The sequence below is a fragment of the Photobacterium sp. DNB22_13_2 genome, from assembly GCF_052873915.1.
In genome coordinates this window covers 246,925-268,036 of the sequence record NZ_JBNNXU010000001.1, presented here as the reverse complement: position 1 = coordinate 268,036, position 21,112 = coordinate 246,925, and the positions used below count along the sequence as shown (strand labels likewise).

At 44.9% G+C, this 21,112-nt stretch carries 16 protein-coding genes and 3 tRNA genes; 12 read left to right on the top strand and 7 right to left on the bottom strand.

Annotated elements, in window-relative coordinates:
* The first annotated feature begins 65 nt into the window (after positions 1 to 65).
* Together ACVA58_RS01140 and ACVA58_RS01135 are read left to right on the top strand one after the other, a co-directional pair.
* Positions 66 to 974 (top strand): DMT family transporter, encoded by a 909-nt coding sequence (locus ACVA58_RS01140; protein WP_446508633.1) that lies wholly within the window; start codon positions 66 to 68, stop codon positions 972 to 974.
* Between the two features lie 188 nt (positions 975 to 1,162).
* Positions 1,163 to 1,486, top strand: coding sequence for a hypothetical protein (locus ACVA58_RS01135; protein ID WP_446508632.1), 324 nt, complete (start codon positions 1,163 to 1,165; stop codon positions 1,484 to 1,486).
* Between the two features lie 9 nt (positions 1,487 to 1,495).
* On the opposite strand, the gene ACVA58_RS01130 is transcribed toward ACVA58_RS01135, so the two are convergent.
* Entirely contained in the window at positions 1,496 to 2,860 is a 1,365-nt protein-coding gene (locus ACVA58_RS01130; RefSeq protein ID WP_446508631.1) for an ABC1 kinase family protein, read from the bottom strand.
* A 98-nt stretch (positions 2,861 to 2,958) separates the two neighbouring features.
* Between ACVA58_RS01130 and ACVA58_RS01125 the strand changes: the two genes are divergently transcribed.
* Positions 2,959 to 3,111 carry a hypothetical protein gene (locus ACVA58_RS01125; protein WP_446508630.1) on the top strand — a complete coding sequence of 51 codons (153 nt, stop codon included), beginning with the start codon at positions 2,959 to 2,961 and terminating at the stop codon, positions 3,109 to 3,111.
* A 49-nt stretch (positions 3,112 to 3,160) separates the two neighbouring features.
* Here ACVA58_RS01125 and ACVA58_RS01120 read toward each other — a convergent pair whose 3' ends face one another.
* The 5 genes from ACVA58_RS01120 to ACVA58_RS01100 all read right to left on the bottom strand — a co-directional run bounded on the left by ACVA58_RS01120 (position 3,161) and on the right by ACVA58_RS01100 (position 9,014).
* Entirely contained in the window at positions 3,161 to 4,159 is a 999-nt protein-coding gene (locus tag ACVA58_RS01120; RefSeq protein ID WP_446508629.1) for a glycosyltransferase family 52, read from the bottom strand.
* A gap of 5 nt (positions 4,160 to 4,164) precedes the next feature.
* Positions 4,165 to 5,250, bottom strand: a complete 1,086-nt coding sequence (locus ACVA58_RS01115; protein WP_446508628.1) for a glycosyltransferase — start codon at positions 5,248 to 5,250, stop codon at positions 4,165 to 4,167.
* Between the two features lie 675 nt (positions 5,251 to 5,925).
* Positions 5,926 to 6,765 (bottom strand): energy-coupling factor transporter transmembrane component T family protein, encoded by an 840-nt coding sequence (locus ACVA58_RS01110; RefSeq protein WP_446508627.1) that lies wholly within the window; start codon positions 6,763 to 6,765, stop codon positions 5,926 to 5,928.
* Positions 6,765 to 8,459 carry an ABC transporter ATP-binding protein gene (locus tag ACVA58_RS01105; protein WP_446508626.1) on the bottom strand — a complete coding sequence of 565 codons (1,695 nt, stop codon included), beginning with the start codon at positions 8,457 to 8,459 and terminating at the stop codon, positions 6,765 to 6,767. Before ACVA58_RS01105 ends, ACVA58_RS01110 begins: the two co-directional genes overlap by 1 nt.
* A gap of 3 nt (positions 8,460 to 8,462) precedes the next feature.
* Complete coding sequence (locus ACVA58_RS01100; protein ID WP_446508625.1) at positions 8,463 to 9,014, bottom strand: ECF-type riboflavin transporter substrate-binding protein; 552 nt, start codon at positions 9,012 to 9,014, stop codon at positions 8,463 to 8,465.
* A gap of 862 nt (positions 9,015 to 9,876) precedes the next feature.
* Here ACVA58_RS01100 and uvrY point away from each other — a divergent pair.
* The 7 genes from uvrY to ACVA58_RS01065 all read left to right on the top strand — a co-directional run bounded on the left by uvrY (position 9,877) and on the right by ACVA58_RS01065 (position 14,679).
* Positions 9,877 to 10,521 carry a UvrY/SirA/GacA family response regulator transcription factor gene (gene uvrY, locus ACVA58_RS01095; RefSeq protein ID WP_039468571.1) on the top strand — a complete coding sequence of 215 codons (645 nt, stop codon included), beginning with the start codon at positions 9,877 to 9,879 and terminating at the stop codon, positions 10,519 to 10,521.
* On the top strand, positions 10,521 to 12,353 hold the full coding sequence (uvrC, locus tag ACVA58_RS01090; protein WP_446508624.1) for an excinuclease ABC subunit UvrC: 1,833 nt from the start codon (positions 10,521 to 10,523) through the stop codon (positions 12,351 to 12,353). The genes uvrY and uvrC overlap by 1 nt, the downstream gene beginning before the upstream one ends.
* 38 nt (positions 12,354 to 12,391) lie before the next feature.
* Positions 12,392 to 12,949, top strand: coding sequence for a CDP-diacylglycerol--glycerol-3-phosphate 3-phosphatidyltransferase (pgsA, locus tag ACVA58_RS01085; protein WP_446508623.1), 558 nt, complete (start codon positions 12,392 to 12,394; stop codon positions 12,947 to 12,949).
* A gap of 402 nt (positions 12,950 to 13,351) precedes the next feature.
* Positions 13,352 to 13,425 (top strand) — tRNA-Cys (locus ACVA58_RS01080).
* A gap of 3 nt (positions 13,426 to 13,428) precedes the next feature.
* Positions 13,429 to 13,504, top strand: a tRNA-Gly gene (locus tag ACVA58_RS01075).
* Between the two features lie 78 nt (positions 13,505 to 13,582).
* A tRNA-Leu gene (locus ACVA58_RS01070) sits at positions 13,583 to 13,669 on the top strand.
* Between the two features lie 710 nt (positions 13,670 to 14,379).
* Positions 14,380 to 14,679 carry a helix-turn-helix transcriptional regulator gene (locus ACVA58_RS01065; protein ID WP_446508622.1) on the top strand — a complete coding sequence of 100 codons (300 nt, stop codon included), beginning with the start codon at positions 14,380 to 14,382 and terminating at the stop codon, positions 14,677 to 14,679.
* Positions 14,680 to 14,788: 109 nt separating this feature from the next.
* Here the strand turns inward: ACVA58_RS01065 and ACVA58_RS01060 are convergent, their stop codons facing one another.
* Positions 14,789 to 15,811: a PTS sugar transporter subunit IIC gene (locus ACVA58_RS01060; RefSeq protein WP_446508621.1), complete on the bottom strand. Its 1,023-nt coding sequence runs from the start codon at positions 15,809 to 15,811 to the stop codon at positions 14,789 to 14,791.
* Positions 15,812 to 16,754: 943 nt separating this feature from the next.
* Between ACVA58_RS01060 and ACVA58_RS01055 the strand changes: the two genes are divergently transcribed.
* Together ACVA58_RS01055 and ACVA58_RS01050 are read left to right on the top strand one after the other, a co-directional pair.
* Entirely contained in the window at positions 16,755 to 19,664 is a 2,910-nt protein-coding gene (locus ACVA58_RS01055; RefSeq protein WP_446508620.1) for a diaminobutyrate--2-oxoglutarate transaminase family protein, read from the top strand.
* Between the two features lie 73 nt (positions 19,665 to 19,737).
* Positions 19,738 to 20,982, top strand: a complete 1,245-nt coding sequence (locus ACVA58_RS01050; protein WP_446508619.1) for a carboxynorspermidine synthase — start codon at positions 19,738 to 19,740, stop codon at positions 20,980 to 20,982.
* The last annotated feature ends 130 nt before the right edge of the window (positions 20,983 to 21,112 follow it).

Genomic DNA, 21,112 nt, shown 5'->3' with positions numbered 1-21,112 from the left:
CCTACCAAGTTTTTTGTACCCCTATAAAGTAAAAGCTATTGAGGGAAAAAGAAAGTGAGAGGGTCATGATGACGCGTTTTATCCCATTTTTGTTTGTTGTGCTGTGGAGTTCCGGCTTTATTGGCGCAAGGTTGGGTTTACCCTATGCCGAGCCGGCGACATTCTTGCTGTTGAGGATGGTGGCGAATATTGCCGTGTTCTTGTTGTTGGTTGTAATTCTTAGATCCCGAATCCCCACCGGGAAGGCGATAGCCCACTGTATGGTCGCAGGGTTACTGATCCACGGTTTTTATCTGGGGGGGACTTATGTTGCTATTGGTTTAGGTATGCCCGCAGGGTTGTGTTCGCTGTTGGTCGGGTTACAGCCGATAGTGACCGCCGTGGTGATGTTTGGTTGTGCCGGAGAGCGGATGCGGGCATCGCAGTGGATTGGACTCGTCATTGGTTTTATCGGGATTAATCTTGTCTTACAAGGCAATATGGCTTGGCACCAGGACGGTAGCCGTGAGGCTGCATATATCTTCACCTTCTTGGCTTTGGTGGGGATCACCTTTGGTACCTTATATCAGAAAAAATTCTGTCAGGGGATCGATATGGTGGGTAGTGCGGTGTGGCAATACAGCGCGGCGGCCTTATTGTTCTTACCGGTGGCATTGACTACCGAGACAATGGAAGTTAACTGGACCCCGGCATTTGTATTCGCCTTGAGTTGGTTGGTACTGGTGTTGTCGGTCGTTGCAATTCTGTTGCTGTTGTACATGGTCAAGCATGGTGAGTCATCCAAAGTTGCCTCGACTTTTTACTTGGTGCCACCAATGACCGCTTTTCAAGCTTGGCTGATTTTTGGTGAAAGTTTTGATGAGTTGGGTGCTGTCGGGTTTATTTTAGCCGCCGTTGCTGTGTTCCTTGTTACCCGAAAACCGAAATTAATAAAGTCGGATGCATATTCAACGTCTGCTAAATCGGCTTCCTAATGTGAAGGAGGTGCCATACACCTCCCTAAACCCATATATGTAAGCAAATTCAGTTCTATGTATATGAGAGCGAGCGAAATATCGATCTTATGTGTGGTGTGGAATAAATTTTACTCGTTCAGCCTGTATCAATTGAACATTGTTTAATTGGTTGTCATTATTATATCAATGTTCAGGTTTGAGGTTGCATGATGATGAATAGTGTAATGAAGACAAGTTTGTTAGGTATAGCTCTAGGCTGCTCTTTACTGGTTGTCAGTTTGGAACAAGATGGACCGCAAGCCGGTGAAGGTAGTCAAAGTTATGCTGCTCAGAGTCAGTCTCAAAACCCGTCAGTGCAAATCCAACAGGATTATATAGCCGAACTATACAGGGCACGTGAAAAGCTTCAGTCGTTAGGCGAAGAAAACTCTGAGCTGTTCTTGTCGATCGAAAATGCTATTGCTCTCAATGAAGAACTATTTGATGACGCAGGTTATTGGCGGGCTCATTACCTGAGCCCTTCTTCGTAGAACAATGCGTTATGTACTTGCTGGTGACAATAAATAAGGAGAAAAGATCTCCCTGACATTGACCCTTGCTTTAAGTCGAGCAGCCAGAAGGTAAAGCCCACCTAATTTACGGTGGAAGAATATCGCATCAGCTGGTGGGGTGTGCCAGTAATTTTCCTTCATGCTCAGCGTGGTGCCTGCATCACGAATTCTTCGGGCTAAGTCAGTTTGGCCAAAATCAAATTTACCATCAGTCATAATCGGCTCGCAGGCTTCCAAGCAAAGCTCAATTACGGCGTCTTGTTGTGGAGGGGTGATTGGCTGACTGAAAAAGCCGATCTGTCGCAGTGCATCATTCATAGACGTTTTGTCATGATAGAGAGCAGCGCTGAGCAGTTGCTGATAACCATCGGCAACGTGGGCGGGGTAGGCGCGTGTTGCGCCAAAATCTAACAATACCAATTGTTGGGTCTGTTCATTGAACTGAAAGTTAGCAAAATTGGGGTCGGTTTGTACGAGCTTGAACTCAAAAATTTCTTTGAACAATAACTCAAAGGCAAGATCCATGACGAGATCACGCACATGCTGCGGATGATCAGTCAGCGACTCAACCGGTAGGCCATCGACAAATTGCATGGCAAGGATGTTTTCAGTCGTCAACTTATCGAAAACATAGGGAATGAGGTAGCGGGAGTCTGGAGCGAGGTGTTGCTGGTATTGCTTGAGCAGTGAGGCTTCGAGTAGATAATCAGCTTCAGCATGTAGTTGCTTTTTTGCCTCTTCTAACAAATCTTGATAATCGACATCCTTGGGTAAGAGACCTGATACCCGTAATAATGTCGCGACATTATCGACATCACTATCAATACTTTCTTTTATACCTGGATACTGGATTTTCAGCGCTATCTTTTCGCCATCGAAGTTGGTGGCGGAATGCACCTGGCCAATGGAAGCAGCTGCGACAGGGTAGAAGGAGAAGGTTTGAAACCTATCTTGCCAGTCGATTTCCCATTCGTCCTGTAAAACAGCGTTGAGTTGACTGATAGGCATGGCTTTAGCTTCAGCCCGCAACCGTGCGAGTAGCTCGGTCAGTTCGGGAGGTAAAAGGTCGCCAGCATCCATAGAAAGAAGCTGCCCTACCTTCATTGCAGCGCCCCGAAGTTGAGCTAACTGCTCAGCGACCCGTTTGGCATTGCTTGGGGTAAGTAATAACTCACTGGCCTTGGGACGGTTCCCCTGGGCGAGTTGCTTGACCCCTTCGGTGACCATGCTGCCAGCAACACGTGTTGCTAATGAGCCGAGCTGACCCAGGCGTGAGAGACGCCCTTTGGGCACTTTGGCATACTCTCTTGCAGTACCTTGTTTATCCTTGTTGATAATTGTCTCCGGTTTCATAATGAACTACTCGTAAAATCTAGTTAATGAATTTACGTGTAGCTTTAGCTGTTAGTTCATAAAAAAAGATTATCGAGAACAATGAGGAAGTAAAGAACATGATGATGTTAGTAAGAGGGGAAAGTGCCGTATTCTTAGGTAATGCAACGGATATGAAAAAACGCCAGCAACGCTTACTGAAAGCTTGCTGGCCTATGAGTCTTGGCCATCGAGTCTTTACACTAAAACCTAGAAAACGCCCAGCCACGTAGTGTCATGGCATTTTTCTAGGTAAGCGCGAAAGGTGCTGCAAGTCTTACACTACTTTTTAAAATCAAGAGCATTGAATGCTTTTGCACGCTTTTCAGGCAATTTAAAATAATCAGGAGCTTTAGCGTAGACAACCTCTCGACTGCTATGTCGAAAAAGCTCAACGGCTGTCGAAGTTAATGTTATAACCTTATCAGCTTCCATGCCTAATAAAGACATAATTTCCGCAGGAAAGCTTGGGCGAAGAACCGATGCATGAGGAAAGTGCACAGTGTAGTCCGTTTGATCCGCTGGATGAGGTTTGATAATCAATTTGGACTCATCTATGTCTAAGTTTTTAAGTAGAGTCTTATAGCCATCAACCTTACTTTGCTCAGAATATCCCGAAATCACTTCATTCAAAGGTTGCGTGAAGAGTACACTGTAACTACTGTCGAAGCATTCAAACTCATTAGCATCAACATCAAACAATTCAAGTATCTGGGCCCGCTGCTCATCAGTTTTTTCTCCCCACAAAGCATTAAGATCAAGAACTTCGATCTTCTCTTTGAACTCTGCTTTAACTTCAATGTCTTGGCTGAGATAAAACTTACCAATTTTAGAAATTTTCGTGGCTTCTTTGAGAACGAGTAAACTAAGAAAGCGACTTAACACGCTTTTATTCTTTGGACCTTTAGTAAGCTCCACATGAGTTGTTCCCACGCCGTCATCAATTTGAACTCGGTCTATGTTTATCAAAGGGTTGTTTATTTCACGTGCATTGCCAACACAAATATCATAGCTTCGAAAAATCTGCTTTTGCTCAATTTTTCTCTTAAAGTACTGAACAGGCGCCTTGTTCAATTTAGGTATAATCCTAGGCAAATAATGGTAGGAGCACTCTAGCACGTTTACAGTGTTTGCCATTCGCTTCACGCAGTTCAACGTAAATCGATTTCCCCAAAAGATATAATCACTATTTTGCCAGTCATCATCTAGAAGCACATAAATGAACAAACTAAAATAGGTATTTTCGAAAACGATTTTTTTCTTGGTTGGTAAAAAAGACATAAAAATTAACCCATCAACCTCAGATATTGCTTAGCCACCACTTCTGATGCCACTTTGCTTTCAATGTCACAATCAGTCAAGTCTATCGTTCTTGACAACAATAGATCGGCTTTTTGGGCAAGTTTTTGTGGGTCACGTCTCGGAACCAAATACTCAGCCAAACTATCCAATAAGATTTCCTTTGGACCATGCGGACAATCAGTGCTCACAACGGGAGTACCGCATATCAGGGACTCAATTAAAACAGTTGGAAGCCCCTCAAAATCGGAGCTCAATAACATCCCTTTAGCCGCTCTAATCCATGGGTAGGGGTTATACTGAAATTCTGGGATAATCAAGCGGTCTTCAACGCCATATTTTCTCGCCAGTTTTCTTGCTTGCTTGGGTTTATGGCATAACAAAACAATAGGAAGATTGTTTTCCATCTTTGATAAAGATGCGAATAGGATGTCGTGTCTCTTTTGTTGTACAAAACGCCCAATATGAATCCAATAATCACCGGTAGGAATCTCTGGATTAGACTCGAGTGACTTAGATACAATATCCTTAATGTCAAAAGGGTTGTATATAGTGGTGAGCGATGCGGGTTTAATTCTTCCCTTAGTTCTAATCTCTTCTTCAATACCTTTTGAGACAGTGACTAAATGCTTCCCATTAAGTGCTTGTTTTGACCTTATTTTTTTTACATACTTTAACGGTCCCAACATTGCGTGTCTTTTCAGCTCTTCTTCCACTGATGCGTGCAAGACAAAAAATAAAGGCTTAACTGCTGTTTTGGCCATCAATAAATTTGTTTTGTCTAAGTTAGACAAAAATAGGTCAAATTGACCGACCTCAGACTCGACTTTCGCAATCTTTGCACTAAGTTCATTAGCTATCTTATCGAGGTTGAATAATCTGTTAAGTCTTTTGTCATCATTCTTAAAGAGGAAATGAGCATTGATTCCGTTAGGTAAATCGTAAATATTTTCCTCTGACATCACAAGAAAATGTGGCTCATGACCAAGTGTCAACAACTCGTTTGCCAGTGATAGCATCACCTTCGGCGCTCCGCCTTTAGATAACCGATCAATCGCGATAGCTACTTTCATACTCTTACTATATCCAAACTAAACACACCATATTCAAAGTTGATCACTAACAAAAAGCGCAGCAATACATATGATATCACCTCTAACTTTAAATTTTAGTGGGTTTAGGGGCTGTTTATCTTTAATGGTTGATTTTTGTTCAAACTGGGACGTTTAGTTAAAGCGTTTAATCGTGTCAAGAGGTGTACCGCTTAGTGATTATCAATAAAACGCTTTTTGCCGTCCCTTCAGGCAGCGCTTGTAATTCTTTTACAGCGTTATTGATATATCAGATGAATGATTAAGTTTCAAACCCTCTGACTTGTATAAAAACCTTAAAATAGCTGCAAAAACCAACTCGAAAGATCAACAGATCCTAGTTACCAAGCAGTTACAAATTATTCCATTTAAGCTGTTTGGTATTCAAAATTAACAGTCCAATCCTATGTGACCATGCTCATTTGGGCACTAAATCAGATGGTGAAGACTACGATTTATGCAAGTACCAAGTCACCATGTCAATCAATTCAATTTGCTATTAATCTTATCAATTGTAGCCTTAATGAAGACTTACCTATAACGACAATTGTTTCGTGTTTGAGATGACATAGAAGCACTAAAGAAGCTTTAGTTTCTAATTGCTTTATAGCATCGACCATCGAAGGAACTTTGTGCGCTGGGATTATGTGTAACTCATCAGAACGGATACCAGAAAAGTTGTTCTGCCTGATAGCGGTTGGCAAAGCCCAGAGCCAAGACGACAACGATAGTGAACAAGACAGCAAAATCGGCCTTGGTCATCGGTTTTAGACTGTACCAACTGCGGCGCTTGTGCTGGCCAAAACCACGTAAGGTCATGGCATTGGAGATCACTTCAGCACGATCAAGGCTGGAGAAAATCAACGGTCCAAGGATTTTTGCCACATTCTTGATGCGTGTAAATACAGGCGCATTTTTCGAGATATCAACGCCACGTGCTTGCTGGGCATGCATGATGTTGATGAAGTCTTTAGTCACTTCTGGCAGGTAGCGCAATGTCAGACTTACCGCATAGGCAATGCGATATGGCACGCCCAGTTTATTTAGACTGGCCGAAAACTCAGTCGGATGAGTCGTAAACACAAACAACAAGGCAACCGGGAACATGCTGAAGTATTTGAGTGTCACGGTTACCAAGTAAAACAGCGTTTCCTGAGTTAGGGAGTAGTTCCCCGGAAATGCTAACAGTACGGTTTGACTACCCATGTATTCTTTACCCTGCTGAGGAGCGATCAGGAACATGAATAGAGCGTTTAGCAGCAATACTGTTACTGTCCCTGTCATCAAGGTTTTGTAATTGGCAAAAGGGACGCGTGAAAGGTGCAGTAAACCAAAGCCAACCAGAATCATCGCAACAATGACGCGGACATCGAATGTCATCAGTACCATGGTGACCCAAGCCATAAATAGAATGAACTTGGTGATCCCGTTTAGTGCATGCAGGGGAGAGTCGGTATTGATATAACTAATACCGAATTTAATTTTATTGGTTTTCATTAGTGTGAGCCTGCCTCATGGTTAATGAAGCAATGGATAAAGTGATCGATGCGTTCGATACCCAAGCGAGTAGCAAGTGTATACAAACTGGTGACTGTTAGGTTGGCCTGCTCCAGCAATGCTGGCTGGCTGAACACTTCGTTAACGGCTGAGTCGGCCAGCAGTTTGCTGTCAGCAATGACAATGGCGCGCTGGGTATACTCCAGAACCAAATGCATATCATGGGAAATGATCAAAATAGTGATCCCCAGTTTTTGGTTCAGCTCTTTGATAAAGCTCATCATCACAGTGTAGTGATGGTAATCTTGACCCGCTGTCGGCTCATCAAGGATCAGCAATTTAGGCTCTAACACCAAAATAGTGGCAATGGTTACGCGCTTTTTCTGACCGTAACTCAAAGCATCGATTGGCCAATGTCGATAGCGCTCCAGCCCACACAATTTTAATGTTTCCAGCACCTTGGTTTCGACTTCGTTTTCGGATATCCCGCGGTTACGCAGACCCGAAGCAACTTCGTCGAAAATCATATGGTGAGAAATCATGTGGTTCGGATTTTGCAGCACAATACCGATATCTTGGCTGCGCTCGAAAATCGAACGTGTTGCCAAGTCAATGCTTTCAAAACAAATGGTACCGGCATCCGGTTCCAATACGCCCATGATCAAACGGGTGATTGTCGACTTGCCCGAACCGTTCTTACCCAAGATAGAAACAAATTCGCCTTGGTGGACGGTAAAGCTAACATCGTCTAATGTCTGGCGCTCACCGTCATACGAATAGCTGAGGCTGCTGACCTCAAGCAGAGGAGCGGCGTCTGACTCTGTTGTGATCATGTCACCTTGTTGGAACCAGTCGAGCACTTGTGGTTTGAAGCGCTCGATATCGATAGTCGACAAATAGGCTGGCTTGTCTGATTGGTGAACTTCGCAACCCGCCGCCTTCAATGCTGATAAATAAAGAGGTTCGCGGATCCCGTACTTGGTCAATAGTGGACTGGCCAGCAGTTCATCAGGTGTCATGTTAGCAACGATTTCACCGCGTTCCATCAGGATAATACGGTCAGCGTGGCAGTGTAGGACATCTTCGAGACGGTGTTCGATGATAACAACGGTTTTATCCGTTTCACGGTGAAGGCGATCAATAATCTCGATGGTTGATTTGCCTGTTTTCGGATCTAGGCTTGCTAGGGGTTCGTCAAACAGCAGGATATCGACCTCATCGACCATGACGCCAGCCAGTGAGACACGTTGTTTTTGGCCACCACTGAGGTCGAAAGGAGACAGCTGTAGCATGTCGTCCAGCTCTAGCATCGCGGCGGTTTCTTTAACCACTTGGCGCATAGGGCCTGGTGCAATCATCTGGTTTTCAAGAGCAAAAGCAATGTCTTCGCCGACGCTCAAACCGACAAACTGACCATCGGTATCCTGCAGTACCGTTCCTACCATGCCGGTGCACTGGTGAAGGTTCATTTTCCGGGTTTCTTTGCCTTTGATTTTAAGGCTACCGGTAATATCACCTTTGACCGAAAAAGGGATCAAACCATTCAAACATTGGCCTAGGGTCGATTTTCCGCTACCACTCGGACCAACAATGATAACCTTTTCACCTTGCTCGATAGTCAGGTTGATGTTCTTTAGGGTTGGTTTTTGCAGGGCCCAGTATTTGAATGAGAAGTCAGTAAACTGAATGGACATAGCTTATTCGGCCTCTATCAGGTTGTAGCTTTGTTGTTTGCGCTTTGCAACAGCGGTAAGGATGAAGTGGCCGACAATGGCTATTAGGACGGTGTTACCAGCAGCAATGATGGTTAGCTGTGCCAAGACCTTGGTAAAAGGTTCGGCATATAAAACGGCGTCTAGATAGGCAGAACAACCATAGCCAACCACATTGCCGATAAAGGCAAGGATCACAAATAGGCTGAAGTCGAACTTGGAAAATAGCCCTTTTTCAATGCGTTCTTTGGTGAGCTTTGGGTATAGGCCAATGACAAGGCCGACAATCCCAGAACCGAGTACCCAAGTGACCCACACGCCCCAACCGGCAAACAGGTCGGTAACCCAGTGGCCTATGAACCCAACAAGAAATCCAACGAGAGGTCCGAATAGCACACCAAACAAGGCAAGTACGGCCATGGCGGGTTTGAGAGTGGTATTTGCAAAGACAGGAATACCAAACATAGGTAAACCACCAATACCATATAAGGCTGCACCGATTGCGATGAGCACAACTGTCTTGGCAGAGAGATTCATGACATAACCTTTTAAAGCTCTTGGGGATTTGCTTGCACATTACCGACTACAGTCTGCTCGCCAACGGCGAAAGAAAACCCGCATTAATTTATTGGGTTAGACGCTGCAAATATCCATATTTAAGCAAGAGCAGTTATGCCGGCAGGCATAAGGACGCGACATAATACATGAACATCAAACAGAAGGGAAACCTCTACATCTAGACGTCTAACTCTTAGTCAGAATTGTATTTCCTTGCTGCTGAGTTGAACATTGCCCCAGGTTGAACCGTATTGTAGGGGCATAGGCTAAATTAACAGGTTGCCTTTTTTAACAGTCAATGGTGAGTCATACTTCATACAAGATGGGTTTAGCTGAAGATGAGCCAATCAAACTTCGACTTGATGGGTTTTGGCTAATCCTTCGCAGAGGGTGCACTTGCAGTATTCTTTCCAATGTTTATTTGTAGCTAGCCAGAAAGAAAGAGGATTACAGTAAGTAGTTGCTTTTTTTAGGCTTTGGTAAGGAAAGCCTTCACAGACACCACTTATGGATAATTGATTTAACGTATTGATTGTCACAATAATATTACAGCTTAGAGCTATATTTTTGAGATAAATCTAACTAATTGGATATCTTGAATATTTCACTTTATTTTTTTCGAAATATAGTAAATACTGCTGTCCGAGCTCATTTATTTTGAAGCTTGTAAAAACAGACAAATCATTGTTTTGTCAAGCCTTAACTTACTGCGAAAACATGCGCTGTTACACAGAAACGGCATGAGATCAGATGTGAAGTTAAGGTAGAATTGGGTAATATCAGTAACAGCTATCCCGCCAATTCGGCTGGGTGCAGAGCCAAATCATATTGGAGATACAGCTTGATTAATGTATTCCTTGTAGATGATCACGAACTGGTTCGCACAGGGATCCGACGTCTGCTTGAAGATGTCCGTGGTATAAAAGTGGTAGGGGAAGCCGACAGTGGTGAAGAAGCCGTAAAATGGTGCCGTAACTCGCATGCGGATATCATTCTTATGGATATGAATATGCCAGGTATCGGTGGCCTTGAAGCGACACGTAAAATCTTGCGCTTTAGTCCTGATGTCAAAATTATCGTTCTAACGATTCATACAGAAAATCCGTTCCCGACGAAAGTGATGCAGGCTGGTGCAGCAGGCTACCTGACTAAAGGTGCCGGCCCTGACGAAATGATTAATGCAATTCGTATGGTCAACAGCGGTCAACGTTACATTTCACCGGAAATTGCACAACAGATGGCATTGAGCCAATTTGCACCAGATTCGGAAAACCCTTTCAAAGATCTTTCAGAACGTGAACTTCAGATCATGATGATGATCACGAAGGGACAGAAAGTGACCGATATTTCAGAACAACTGAATCTGAGTCCAAAGACAGTAAACAGCTATCGTTACCGTCTGTTCAACAAGCTAGACATCAACGGTGATGTTGAGCTTACTCACCTCGCTATCCGCCATGGAATGTTAGACACAGAGACGTTGTAGTGTCGGAACAGTTTGACGCAAAGAGTTTTCTAAAAACCGTTACTCATCAGCCAGGTGTATACAGGATGTATGATCTGGCCGATGAGGTCATTTATGTTGGTAAGGCGAAAGATCTCAAAAAACGCCTTTCCAGCTACTTCCGGGCTAATGTGGTCGGGGAAAAAACCCGAGCACTGGTCAAAAATATTGCTAAGGTTGATGTCACCGTTACGCATACCGAAACGGAAGCACTGATCCTTGAGCACAACTACATCAAGCTCTACCTGCCGAAATACAATGTCCTACTCCGGGATGATAAATCATATCCTTATATTTTCCTCAGTGCCTCAGCGCATCCTCGCCTGTCGATGCATCGTGGTGCCAAGAAACGTAAAGGTGAATATTTCGGTCCTTATCCTGATGGCGGTGCTGTCAGAGAGAGCTTGCATCTGCTGCAGAAAATTTTTCCTATCCGCCAATGCGAAGACTCGGTCTATGCTAACCGTAGCCGGCCTTGCCTGATGTACCAGATCGGACGCTGCCTTGGTCCTTGTGTCAAAGGACTGGTGAGTGACGACGATTACAGTGAGCAGGCCAACTATGTCCGGATGTTCTTGCGGGGCAAAGATCGTCAGGTTATTACTTCGATGGTAGAGAAAATGGAGCAAGCCAGCCAGCAACTGGCGTTCGAGAAGGCGGCAACCTATCGCGATCAGATCCAGGCGCTAAGGCGTGTGCAGGAACAGCAGTTTGTCAGTCATGATAATGACGATGATCTTGATGTTGTTGGTATTGCCTACGAAAACGGCATGGCTTGTATCCACGCGCTTTATATCCGCCAAGGCAAGATACTTGGCAGCCGCAGCTATTTCCCGAAAATGCCAGTTGATGCCGAGATCACCGAGGTACTTTCTAGCTTTGTGACCCAGTTTTACCTCAATCAAGCAGAGGGAAGGGTGATTCCAAGTGAGATTCTACTGGGTGAGGCACTTGGCGATGAGCAAGCGGTTATCGCGGAAACTTTGACCGAGCTGGCTGGACGTAAAATTGCCATTAAATCCAGCACCCGGGGGAATAAAGCCAAGTACCAGAGATTGGCCCAAACGAATGCCAGAACAGCGTTGACGAGTAAGCTCAGTCATCGTATGACGGTTCATCAACGTTTCTCTGCCTTGCGTGAAGCGCTTGAGCTTAATAGGCTAGAGCGGATGGAGTGTTTTGATATCAGCCATACCATGGGGGAGAAGACGGTTGCTTCCTGTGTGGTGTTCAATCAAGATGGCCCTCTGAAGCAAGAGTATCGTCGCTATAACATTTCGGGTATCACTGGCGGTGATGATTATGCAGCTATGGCACAAGCTTTAGAGCGTAGGTATGGCTCACAAGTCGATCCGGATAGAATTCCTGATATTATTTTTATCGATGGGGGTAGAGGTCAGCTGTCAAGAGCGTATGATGTAGTTAACCCATTGATGAAGGAGTGGCCTAAGCGCTCAATGCTCGTGGGTGTAGCCAAAGGAACCACCCGAAAGCCAGGGCTGGAAACTTTGCTTTTGACAACAGGTGAAGAGTTTTCGATGCCTGCAGATTCCCCAGCGTTGCATTTAATTCAACATATCAGGGATGAAAGTCACAATCATGCAATTAGTGGTCACCGTGCCCAACGTGCAAAAGTAAGAAAACGCAGTGCTTTGGAAGACATAGAGGGTATTGGCCCGAAACGCCGGCAAGCATTGCTCAAGTATATGGGTGGCCTACAGGAACTGAAGAAAGCTAGCAGAGAAGAAATCGCAAAGGTGCCGGGCATCAGTCGTGCTATGGCAGAAAAAATTTATGACGCGCTGAATCATTAGCCCAGCGCAGTACATCTACACAATAAGAACGAAGAATTATGCGTTTAACAATTCCGAACATTCTAAGCTTCATACGGTTAATTTTGATTCCATTTTTCGTGGTCACCTTTTACTTACCGTATAGCTGGTCACCTTTTGCGACTGCATTGATTTTCTTGATTGCTGGCGTAACAGATTGGTTTGATGGTTACTTGGCTCGTAAGCTCAACCAGACAACGCGCTTTGGTGCCTTCATTGACCCAGTGGCCGATAAGGTAATGGTGGCTGCGGCGATGGTCCTGGTCGTCGAGCACTATGAATCGGTATGGGTAACGATTCCGGCGATTACTATGATCGGGCGTGAGATCATCATTTCGGCATTACGCGAGTGGATGGCCGAGCTTGGCAAACGTTCAAGTGTTGCCGTTTCTTGGGTTGGTAAGGTGAAAACCGGGGCTCAGATGGTCGCGTTAATCGTATTGCTGTGGCACCCGAACGAATGGATGGTATGGATTGGCTACATTGCACTGTACGTAGCTATGTTCCTAACGTACTGGTCAATGTACATCTATCTTAAAGCAGCCAAGCATGACTTGCTGAACTCCGAGCATCTCTAAGAATACAGTGTTGATAAAATCATTAAGAAGCGGCGAATACGCCGCTTTTTTTATATTTTAAAACATGACCTACTGAGTGAATTTGAAAATTCAGAAGGTAAAGATGTTTTTTTAACCATTTCTCATATTCAGTACTGTTAACTTCTCATTTTAATGCTGTATTGAGTTAAGAGTAATGAAAAGAACCTTTCTTTACTCTTACTTTTTGCTTTAAAATTGAGCACTCTACGAAAGAGAAAGTATGAAAAACCTGTAAAACGATGCTTATTGAATGCAAATTCACCACTTAGTGAAAAGTGATGAATTTTACTGTTGACTCAAACGCTGTATTGCGTAGAATGCACCACATACCGCAACGGAACACACCGAAGCGGTTGGTTAATCAAGTTAGATTAACGTTGAGGCGCGTTGGCAGAGTGGCTATGCAGCGGATTGCAAATCCGTGGACCTCGGTTCGACTCCGGGACGCGCCTCCATTTGCGACACTAGCTCAGCTGGTAGAGCGCAACCTTGCCAAGGTTGAGGTCACGAGTTCGAACCTCGTGTGTCGCTCCAAATATAATTCTTACGGCAACAGCGGTAAGACAAAGATGGTGTTTAACTTTTCAGTTGGCGCATCGCAAAGAATTGCGTGCCCTGGTGGTGGAATTGGTAGACACAAGGGATTTAAAATCCCTCGACGTTCGCGTTGTGCCGGTTCAAGTCCGGCCCGGGGCACCATCTATTTAAGCCCACAAGCTTAGCTTGTGGGCTTTTTTATTATGTGAAATTTGAAACACGTATCGCTGCACTTAGCACCATCATGTCGCTGTAAAATTTTCTCCCAGCCTAAAAATACTCAATATTCGTTCTGCTCTGATATATGGGGGTGGACTCAATTTAGATCTATTAACTGCTTTTTCTTGTCAGAAAAGGAATCGTTTGTATGAGCGAGGCTTTCCTGATCAACAGAAAACAGAAAGAGTTGGCATAATATTGTTTTGTGACGACTTAAATAGGGGGAGGAGAAAATGATTTGTGGTTGCTAGTGGAGGTAGTAGTGATTGGTACTAAAAGAAAAAACCGTCGCACAAAAGAGGGTGCGACGGTAAAAGAATGTAGAACTCTTGATAAGGCTTAAATCATCAAGATGAGGCTATTATGGCATAAAAACCACAAGTATCAATAAAAATGATACCATTTGTTTTTTTGATAAATAAATCTTCAAGTGGGGATTAAGCTGCTCTCTTAACACTCTATTGAGAATGGTATGAAACTAGTGGTATAAAGTGTGATATTGGTTGAATAATTTACATGCATTTATAATGAATGTACAATTGTCAATTGTTGGTTACTTTTGTGCTTTTATGTCATTTAATAAGTGTGATGGTAACTTTTTGTTACTTCTAACAGTGAGGTTGGAAGTATGCTTAATAGATCGGTAAGGACAGATGCAGCTTAATAATTATGAACCTGACTTCTTGGCCCACAGAATCAAGACCCTCAGAGAGTTTCGTGGAAAAACACAAATTCAAGTTGCTAAGTGTATTAACGTTTCGAGAAGAACCTATATTGATATAGAGTCAAGTAAGTCAGATCTAAAGCTATCAACGCTTTACCGGATTTGTAATTGCTTAAAATGTGAAATTGCAGACATGTTAGGTATCCCTGCTACAGAGAAAGAGCAGGGGGCTAGGAATATCGACATTTATGACAGCATTGGGCTCATAGTTGCAAGTAGCCAAAAATAACCCTCCTATGAATACTCGAAAACCTCAGTCAAACACTGTTGACGGCTTCCCTTTTTCCACAAAAAACCGCTAGCGACATAAATAATTGTTCGCCAGCGGGATTCCCGTATTATCCGTTTGCAAACTTCTGGAGCGGGACACGATCAGCCAGTAGCTTTTGATAAATGCGGTTACCGATTATCCCCCCCACCAAGCCAGCAATAGCGGCAGCAAAAGTCGCCATCAGTAAGGTATGGGGCTCATTGAAGGCAATGGATGCTAACAACCCAGGGATTGGTGCTGCACTACCCGGTGCGTCGTTAACGATGCCGAAATAGGCGGCAATGACACCAGCCAAAGCACCTCCAATAAAGTTAGACATAAAGATAGGGACAGGATTTCTTGTCACTATATGGGCTTGGGTCAGCGGCTCAAGCATGACGCTGATGGTATTGCTCGATTTACCGAGTTTCAGGGAGTGAAAAATATAGCCATTGGTAAATGAGCCACCAACACAGGCAATTGCAGCGATCCCCATTGGTAAGCCAGTTAGCCCCAACATTGCCGTCAATGCCATTGAACTTAGCGGTGAAGTACACACCATTTTGATCAAGCCGCCTAATAGGAAGCCCATAGCGATTGGTGAAAGAAGTGTCGCTTCAGTGATCATAGTGGCTAGTGTTCCCATCAACACTTCTAATCCTGGACTAATAAAAACCCCAAGCAAGCGTGCTAGCGGTGCAAGCGTGAGCACACCTAATATCACATCAACTCCTTCTGGGAGGTACTTCTTGAACAGTGGAGCGGCAAACGAGAATAAATAACCGACAATGAAACCTTCAAGGATTCCCAGGTTTGCCATGGCAAGGCCGGTTACTATGGCATAGACGGGCTGGATCCCCATACGCAGCATGACCAGTGTCGCCGCAGCGATCCCTCCCATTCCGCCAACCATGTTGCCAAATTCAGCAAGATAGCTAAAGCCTAATAGGTTACCCATCACGTATTTATGGATAGCCTCAACCAGAAAAGTGGCAATTGCCGCATCAGCGAGGCCACTCATCGCAGCACTGCCGTTAGGGGCTTTAAAGCTAAATAGGGAAAATAGACAAAGTGCAGCCAGAAGGGCTGCAACACCCAATAAGATTTCCATAATCATTCCTTGTATTTTCAATACTATATTGGAGAACGGTAAACAGAAATCAGCAGCAGGCCGGGATCGGGAATAGAAAGGAGTTGGTGATGTTTAATGGTTGAAAAGTAAAAGCTGAACAGACCGTTAGCAGCTGTCAACGATCAGGGCTGGGCTCCTGCTGGTGGGTATAATCGAACGATGTGCCTCATAAGTCATCCTTAGTAGCAGCAAAAATTCGCTCAAACAGTAGCATATGAAACTGGATATTTTGGTGAACCACTTCATATTCCACTAATCTTTGATGTAAATATGGGTGCTTTGTTCTGTTCTTGGCCATTTTCTGGTGGGCGATCCCGAAGTTAGATTTTGACACATAATTCAATTAAATATTTCTGGTATCCACATTTCTGGTGTGTTACTTTTCTGCGCAATCTCAGCAGCACATTTCTGAGGCACATTGTATCAAGCGGTATTCGGGCTGATTGCCACTTGATGCGCCGTAGGTACTAACCTCTTGGGGTTAGTAGAAGGGCATTAATAGTGCGGACCTGTAGGCATAACGCAGGCGCATATTGAAGGAACCCAACAGTGAATACTTTTACGCTTATTACTCTAATCAGCTTTGTCTTACCCAATTGCAGTATTATTACTGAGCCTTGATCGTCCCGATCACAATCACTGGTATTTAACTTTCTGATCACATGCTGTCGCTTTTGTCGGTAGGCATTTAGGCAAACGTTTGTCTTGGTAATCAGTTTGTTTCGGTCACGCCGAGAGCTAATGCAATCGGTTGTTTATAGTCAATGCATCGATGAAAGATGCAACTGCACCGAGCCTTGATACTTTCTCCAGTTCGCACCAAGCACATCACCATAATTCAGGTGATGCTTGTAGTGCTGAGCAAAAATTACTTTTGACATTGATATCAATGGAGAGGATAGCAAGGGGTGTGGTGTTTCAAATGGAAAAGAACATGAGTAATGTGTTTGACCTTGATGAGCTAAAACTCGCTTCGAATGTACCTGTTGTACATGATGTTTATGATTTAACGCCAGATGAGCTACTGCTTAGTCAAGAGCATTATGAATCCGAAGTACGCTCGTATCCACGTCGCTTGCCGCTGGCTATTGCCAAGGCTGCAGGTGCACTGGTCGAAGACAGCCGTGGTCAATTGTTCCTCGACTGCCTAGCTGGTGCTGGTACGTTGTCCATGGGATATAACCACCCTGAAATTAACCAAGCCATTATTGATCAGCTACACGCTGGCCTGCCGTACCAAACGCTGGATATTACTACGCCAGTTAAAGATAAATTCATCAAGGAGTTAATGAACTTCCTTCCTGATGAATTTGCGAAAAATGCCCGTATTCAGTTTTGTGGCCCATCAGGTGCTGATGCCGTTGAAGCCGCTATTAAACTTGCCAAGCAAACAACTGGCCGCAATACCATGGCAGCATTCCATGGTGCATATCATGGTATGACCAATGGCACCATGGCGATGATGGGCAATCTTGGCACTAAAGAGCGTCGTCAAGGTTTGATGGCTGACGTCCATTTCCTTCCATTCCCTTACAGCCTACGCTGCCCGTTTGGTATCCACGGTGATGAGGGTGCCAAGCAAACGCTTCGTTATATCGAGCGGATGCTAAATGATGACGAGAGTGGTGTTCAAAAACCTGCGGCAATCATTGTTGAACCTGTTCAAGGTGAGGGTGGGGTGATCCCAGCCCCTGCGTTCTGGCTGCGTGAACTTCGTCGGATTACTCAAGAGCACGGCATCCTACTGATCTTTGATGAGATCCAGTGTGGTATTGGTAAGACCGGCTCTAATTTTGCCTTTGAAGAATCAGGCATTACCCCTGATATTCTGTGTCTATCTAAAGCGGTGGGGGGCGGCCTGCCAATGTCGGTACTTATTTTTGATAAGTCTATCGACACCTGGAAGCCGGGTGAGCATACCGGTACCTTCCGTGGTAACCAACTAGCGATGGCGACAGGTGCTAAAGCGCTTGAGATTATCCAGCGTGATAATCTGGTTGAGCACGCTCAAAAAGCAGGTCAATACTTACGTGAAGGCCTGGAGCGTATTGCCCAATATACAGACTGTATCGCAGAAGTACGCGGCAAAGGCTTAATGTTGGGTATGGAGATCTGTAAGACCGACGGTTCGAAGAACAAGTTCGGCGAGCCAGAGGCTGATCCAGAACTGACCATCGCGATTCAGCGCGCCGCGCTAGAACGTGGCCTGATCATCGAAAAAGGTGGCCGCCAAGGCTCTGTGTTGCGTTTTCTTCCGCCACTGATTATCTCTTATGAGCAGTTGGATTTTGCTATTGACACAATGAGCAAAGCGATAATGGCAACGGCAGGTCCAGCCAAAATCAAAGAGCCCGTTGTTACTGAAGCTGCTGATTGGCGTCAGCATTTCATCCACACCGGCAAAGGCGGTGCAGAGAAGTTCGAAGCGGCATTGAACCAAACCACGCAAGTACTTAAGAATGTATTTGAGAGCGCAGATGCACCTTATTCGGGCATGGATCCTCAGCAGCTGAAATCGAAGATCAACAATATTGACCTTGATAACCAGCAAATGCCATTGGATTTAGTGATAGAGCAAACTGGTGAGCTTATCGCCAAGAACTCTATTATGGTTCAGCACCCACATTGTATTGCTCACCTGCATACACCACCATTGCTACCAGCGGTCGCGGCAGAAGCCTTTATTGCAGCCTTGAACCAGTCGATGGACTCTTGGGATCAGGCAAGTGCAGCCACTTTTGTTGAGCAGAAAGTTGTCGATTGGCTATGTGAGTTATACCAGCTTGGCAACCTAGCTGACGGTGTGTTCACCAGTGGTGGTACGCAGTCAAACCTTATGGGCTTGTTGCTGGCGCGTGACTGGGCGGCTGATACGATTTCTGGCCATAACATCCAGAAGCAAGGTCTTCCTGATTACGCAGCCAAGCTTCGCATTATGTGCTCGAAGAAATCTCATTTTACGGTTCAAAAGTCAGCGTCGCTGATGGGGTTAGGTGAAAATGCAGTAGTCACTGTGGACACCAACCCCGACGGAACGATCAAGCTAGCTTCACTGGTTAATACCATTGAAACACTGAAAAGCGAAGGTCTGCTACCCTTTGCTATGGTAGGTACGGCTGGTACGACTGACCACGGTGCGATTGATGATCTAACCGGTATGGCAGATGTTGCCCAGCAGCATAACCTATGGCTGCATGTTGATGGTGCTTATGGCGGTGCATTGATTTTGAGCCGACATAAGACTCGCCTGCACGGTATAGAGAAGGCTGACTCGGTCAGTGTCGACTTCCACAAACTGTTTTATCAGCCAATCAGCTGTGGCGCTGTGCTGGTTAAAGACAAAGAAAACTTCAAGTACTTGCTTCACCATGCAGATTACCTTAACCGTGAGGACGATCTGCTGCCAAACTTGGTGGATAAGTCAATTGCGACCACAAAACGCTTCGATGCCTTGAAGGTATTGATGACAATGCAATGTGTGGGTCCTCAGGCATTGGGTGCGATGTATGACCACCTTCTGAACCAGACGCAGTTGGTCGCAGACATGATAAACCAGTCGGCAGAATTTGAACTGTTGGCTGATCCGGCTCTATCAACGGTGTTGTTCCGTTATATCGGTAACAACGCTGAGTCGGCATTAGATGGAATTAACAAACAACTACGCATTGATGCACTTGTTGAAGGCAAGGCAGTACTGGGTGAAACCGTGGTAGAGGGCAAGGTTGCTTTGAAGTTCACGATTCTAAACCCATGTTTGACCATGTCTGACTTTGAATCATTACTAACAGAAATCAACCTTGTTGCAGCTCAGGCTGAGTGCAAACTAGGTTAACAAACAGGTACGGCACAGCTGGCAAAGTGGCTGTGCCGGAACACTTACTCATTTAATTATGGAATAAGAAGAAATGGCAATTCTACAGATTGGTGCTGGTGGTGTTGGCTGGGTAGTTGCGCACAAAGCGGCTCAGAATAACGAAGTTCTTGGTGACATCACGATTGCATCTCGCACTATTGGTAAGTGTGAGAAAATCATTGAGTCAATCAACAAAAAAAACAACTTGAAAGACCCATCGAAGAAACTCGAAGCTCGTGCTGTTAATGCAGATGACGTTGACGCGCTAGTAGCACTTATCAAAGAAGTTCAGCCTGATCTTGTGATCAATGCTGGTCCTCCTTGGGTAAACATGACCATCATGGAAGCATGTTACCAAGCAAAAGTCTCTTACCTAGATACATCAGTAGCTGTAGATCTGTGCTCTGAAGGCCAGCAAGTACCACAAGCGTACGACTGGCAGTGGGGTTACCGTGAGAAGTTCGCAGAAGCGGGCATTACAGGTATCCTAGGTGCAGGCTTCGATCCAGGCGTAGTCTCGGTGTTCGCTGCCTATGCCGTTAAGCACCTGTTCGATGAAATCGACACCATTGACGTCATGGATGTTAATGCTGGTGACCACGGCAAGAAGTTCGCAACCAACTTCGATCCTGAAACCAACATGCTGGAAATCCAGGGTGACTCGTTCTACTGGGAAAACGAAGAATGGAAACAAGTACCGTGTCACTCACGTATGCTTGAGTTTGACTTCCCGAACTGTGGTACACACAAAGTTTACTCAATGGCGCACGATGAAGTTCGTTCAATGAAAGAGTTCATTCCAGCCAAGCGTATTGAATTCTGGATGGGCTTTGGTGACAAATACCTGAACTACTTCAACTGCATGCGCGATATCGGCCTACTAAGCCCTGATCCGCTAACACTGCACGACGGCACTGTTGTTCAGCCACTGCACGTTCTTAAAGCACTTCTACCGGATCCAACATCACTAGCGCCGGGCTACACAGGTCTAACGTGTATCGGTACTTGGGTTCAAGGTAAGAAAGACGGCAAAGAACGCTCTGTATTTATCTACAACAATGCAGACCACGAAGTCGCTTACGAAGACGTTGAGCACCAGGCAATCTCTTACACCACAGGTGTTCCAGCGATCACTGCAGCACTTCAGTTCTTCCGTGGCAAGTGGGCAGACAAAGGCGTGTTCAACATGGAACAGCTAGACCCAGATCCGTTCCTAGATACAATGCCTGAAATCGGTCTTGATTGGCATGTTCAGGAATTAGAGGTTGGTCAGCCTGACATCAAAATCCTGAAATAAGGCCCTGAAGAGAAACACCGGCGCTCAATACCTTATTTGTCGTGAATTAGAGATGATGAAGTCTTGTCTCAAATTCCTGCGAATTTTATTCAAAATAGATAAAGAAGGTTGTTGAGTAACGATGCTTATC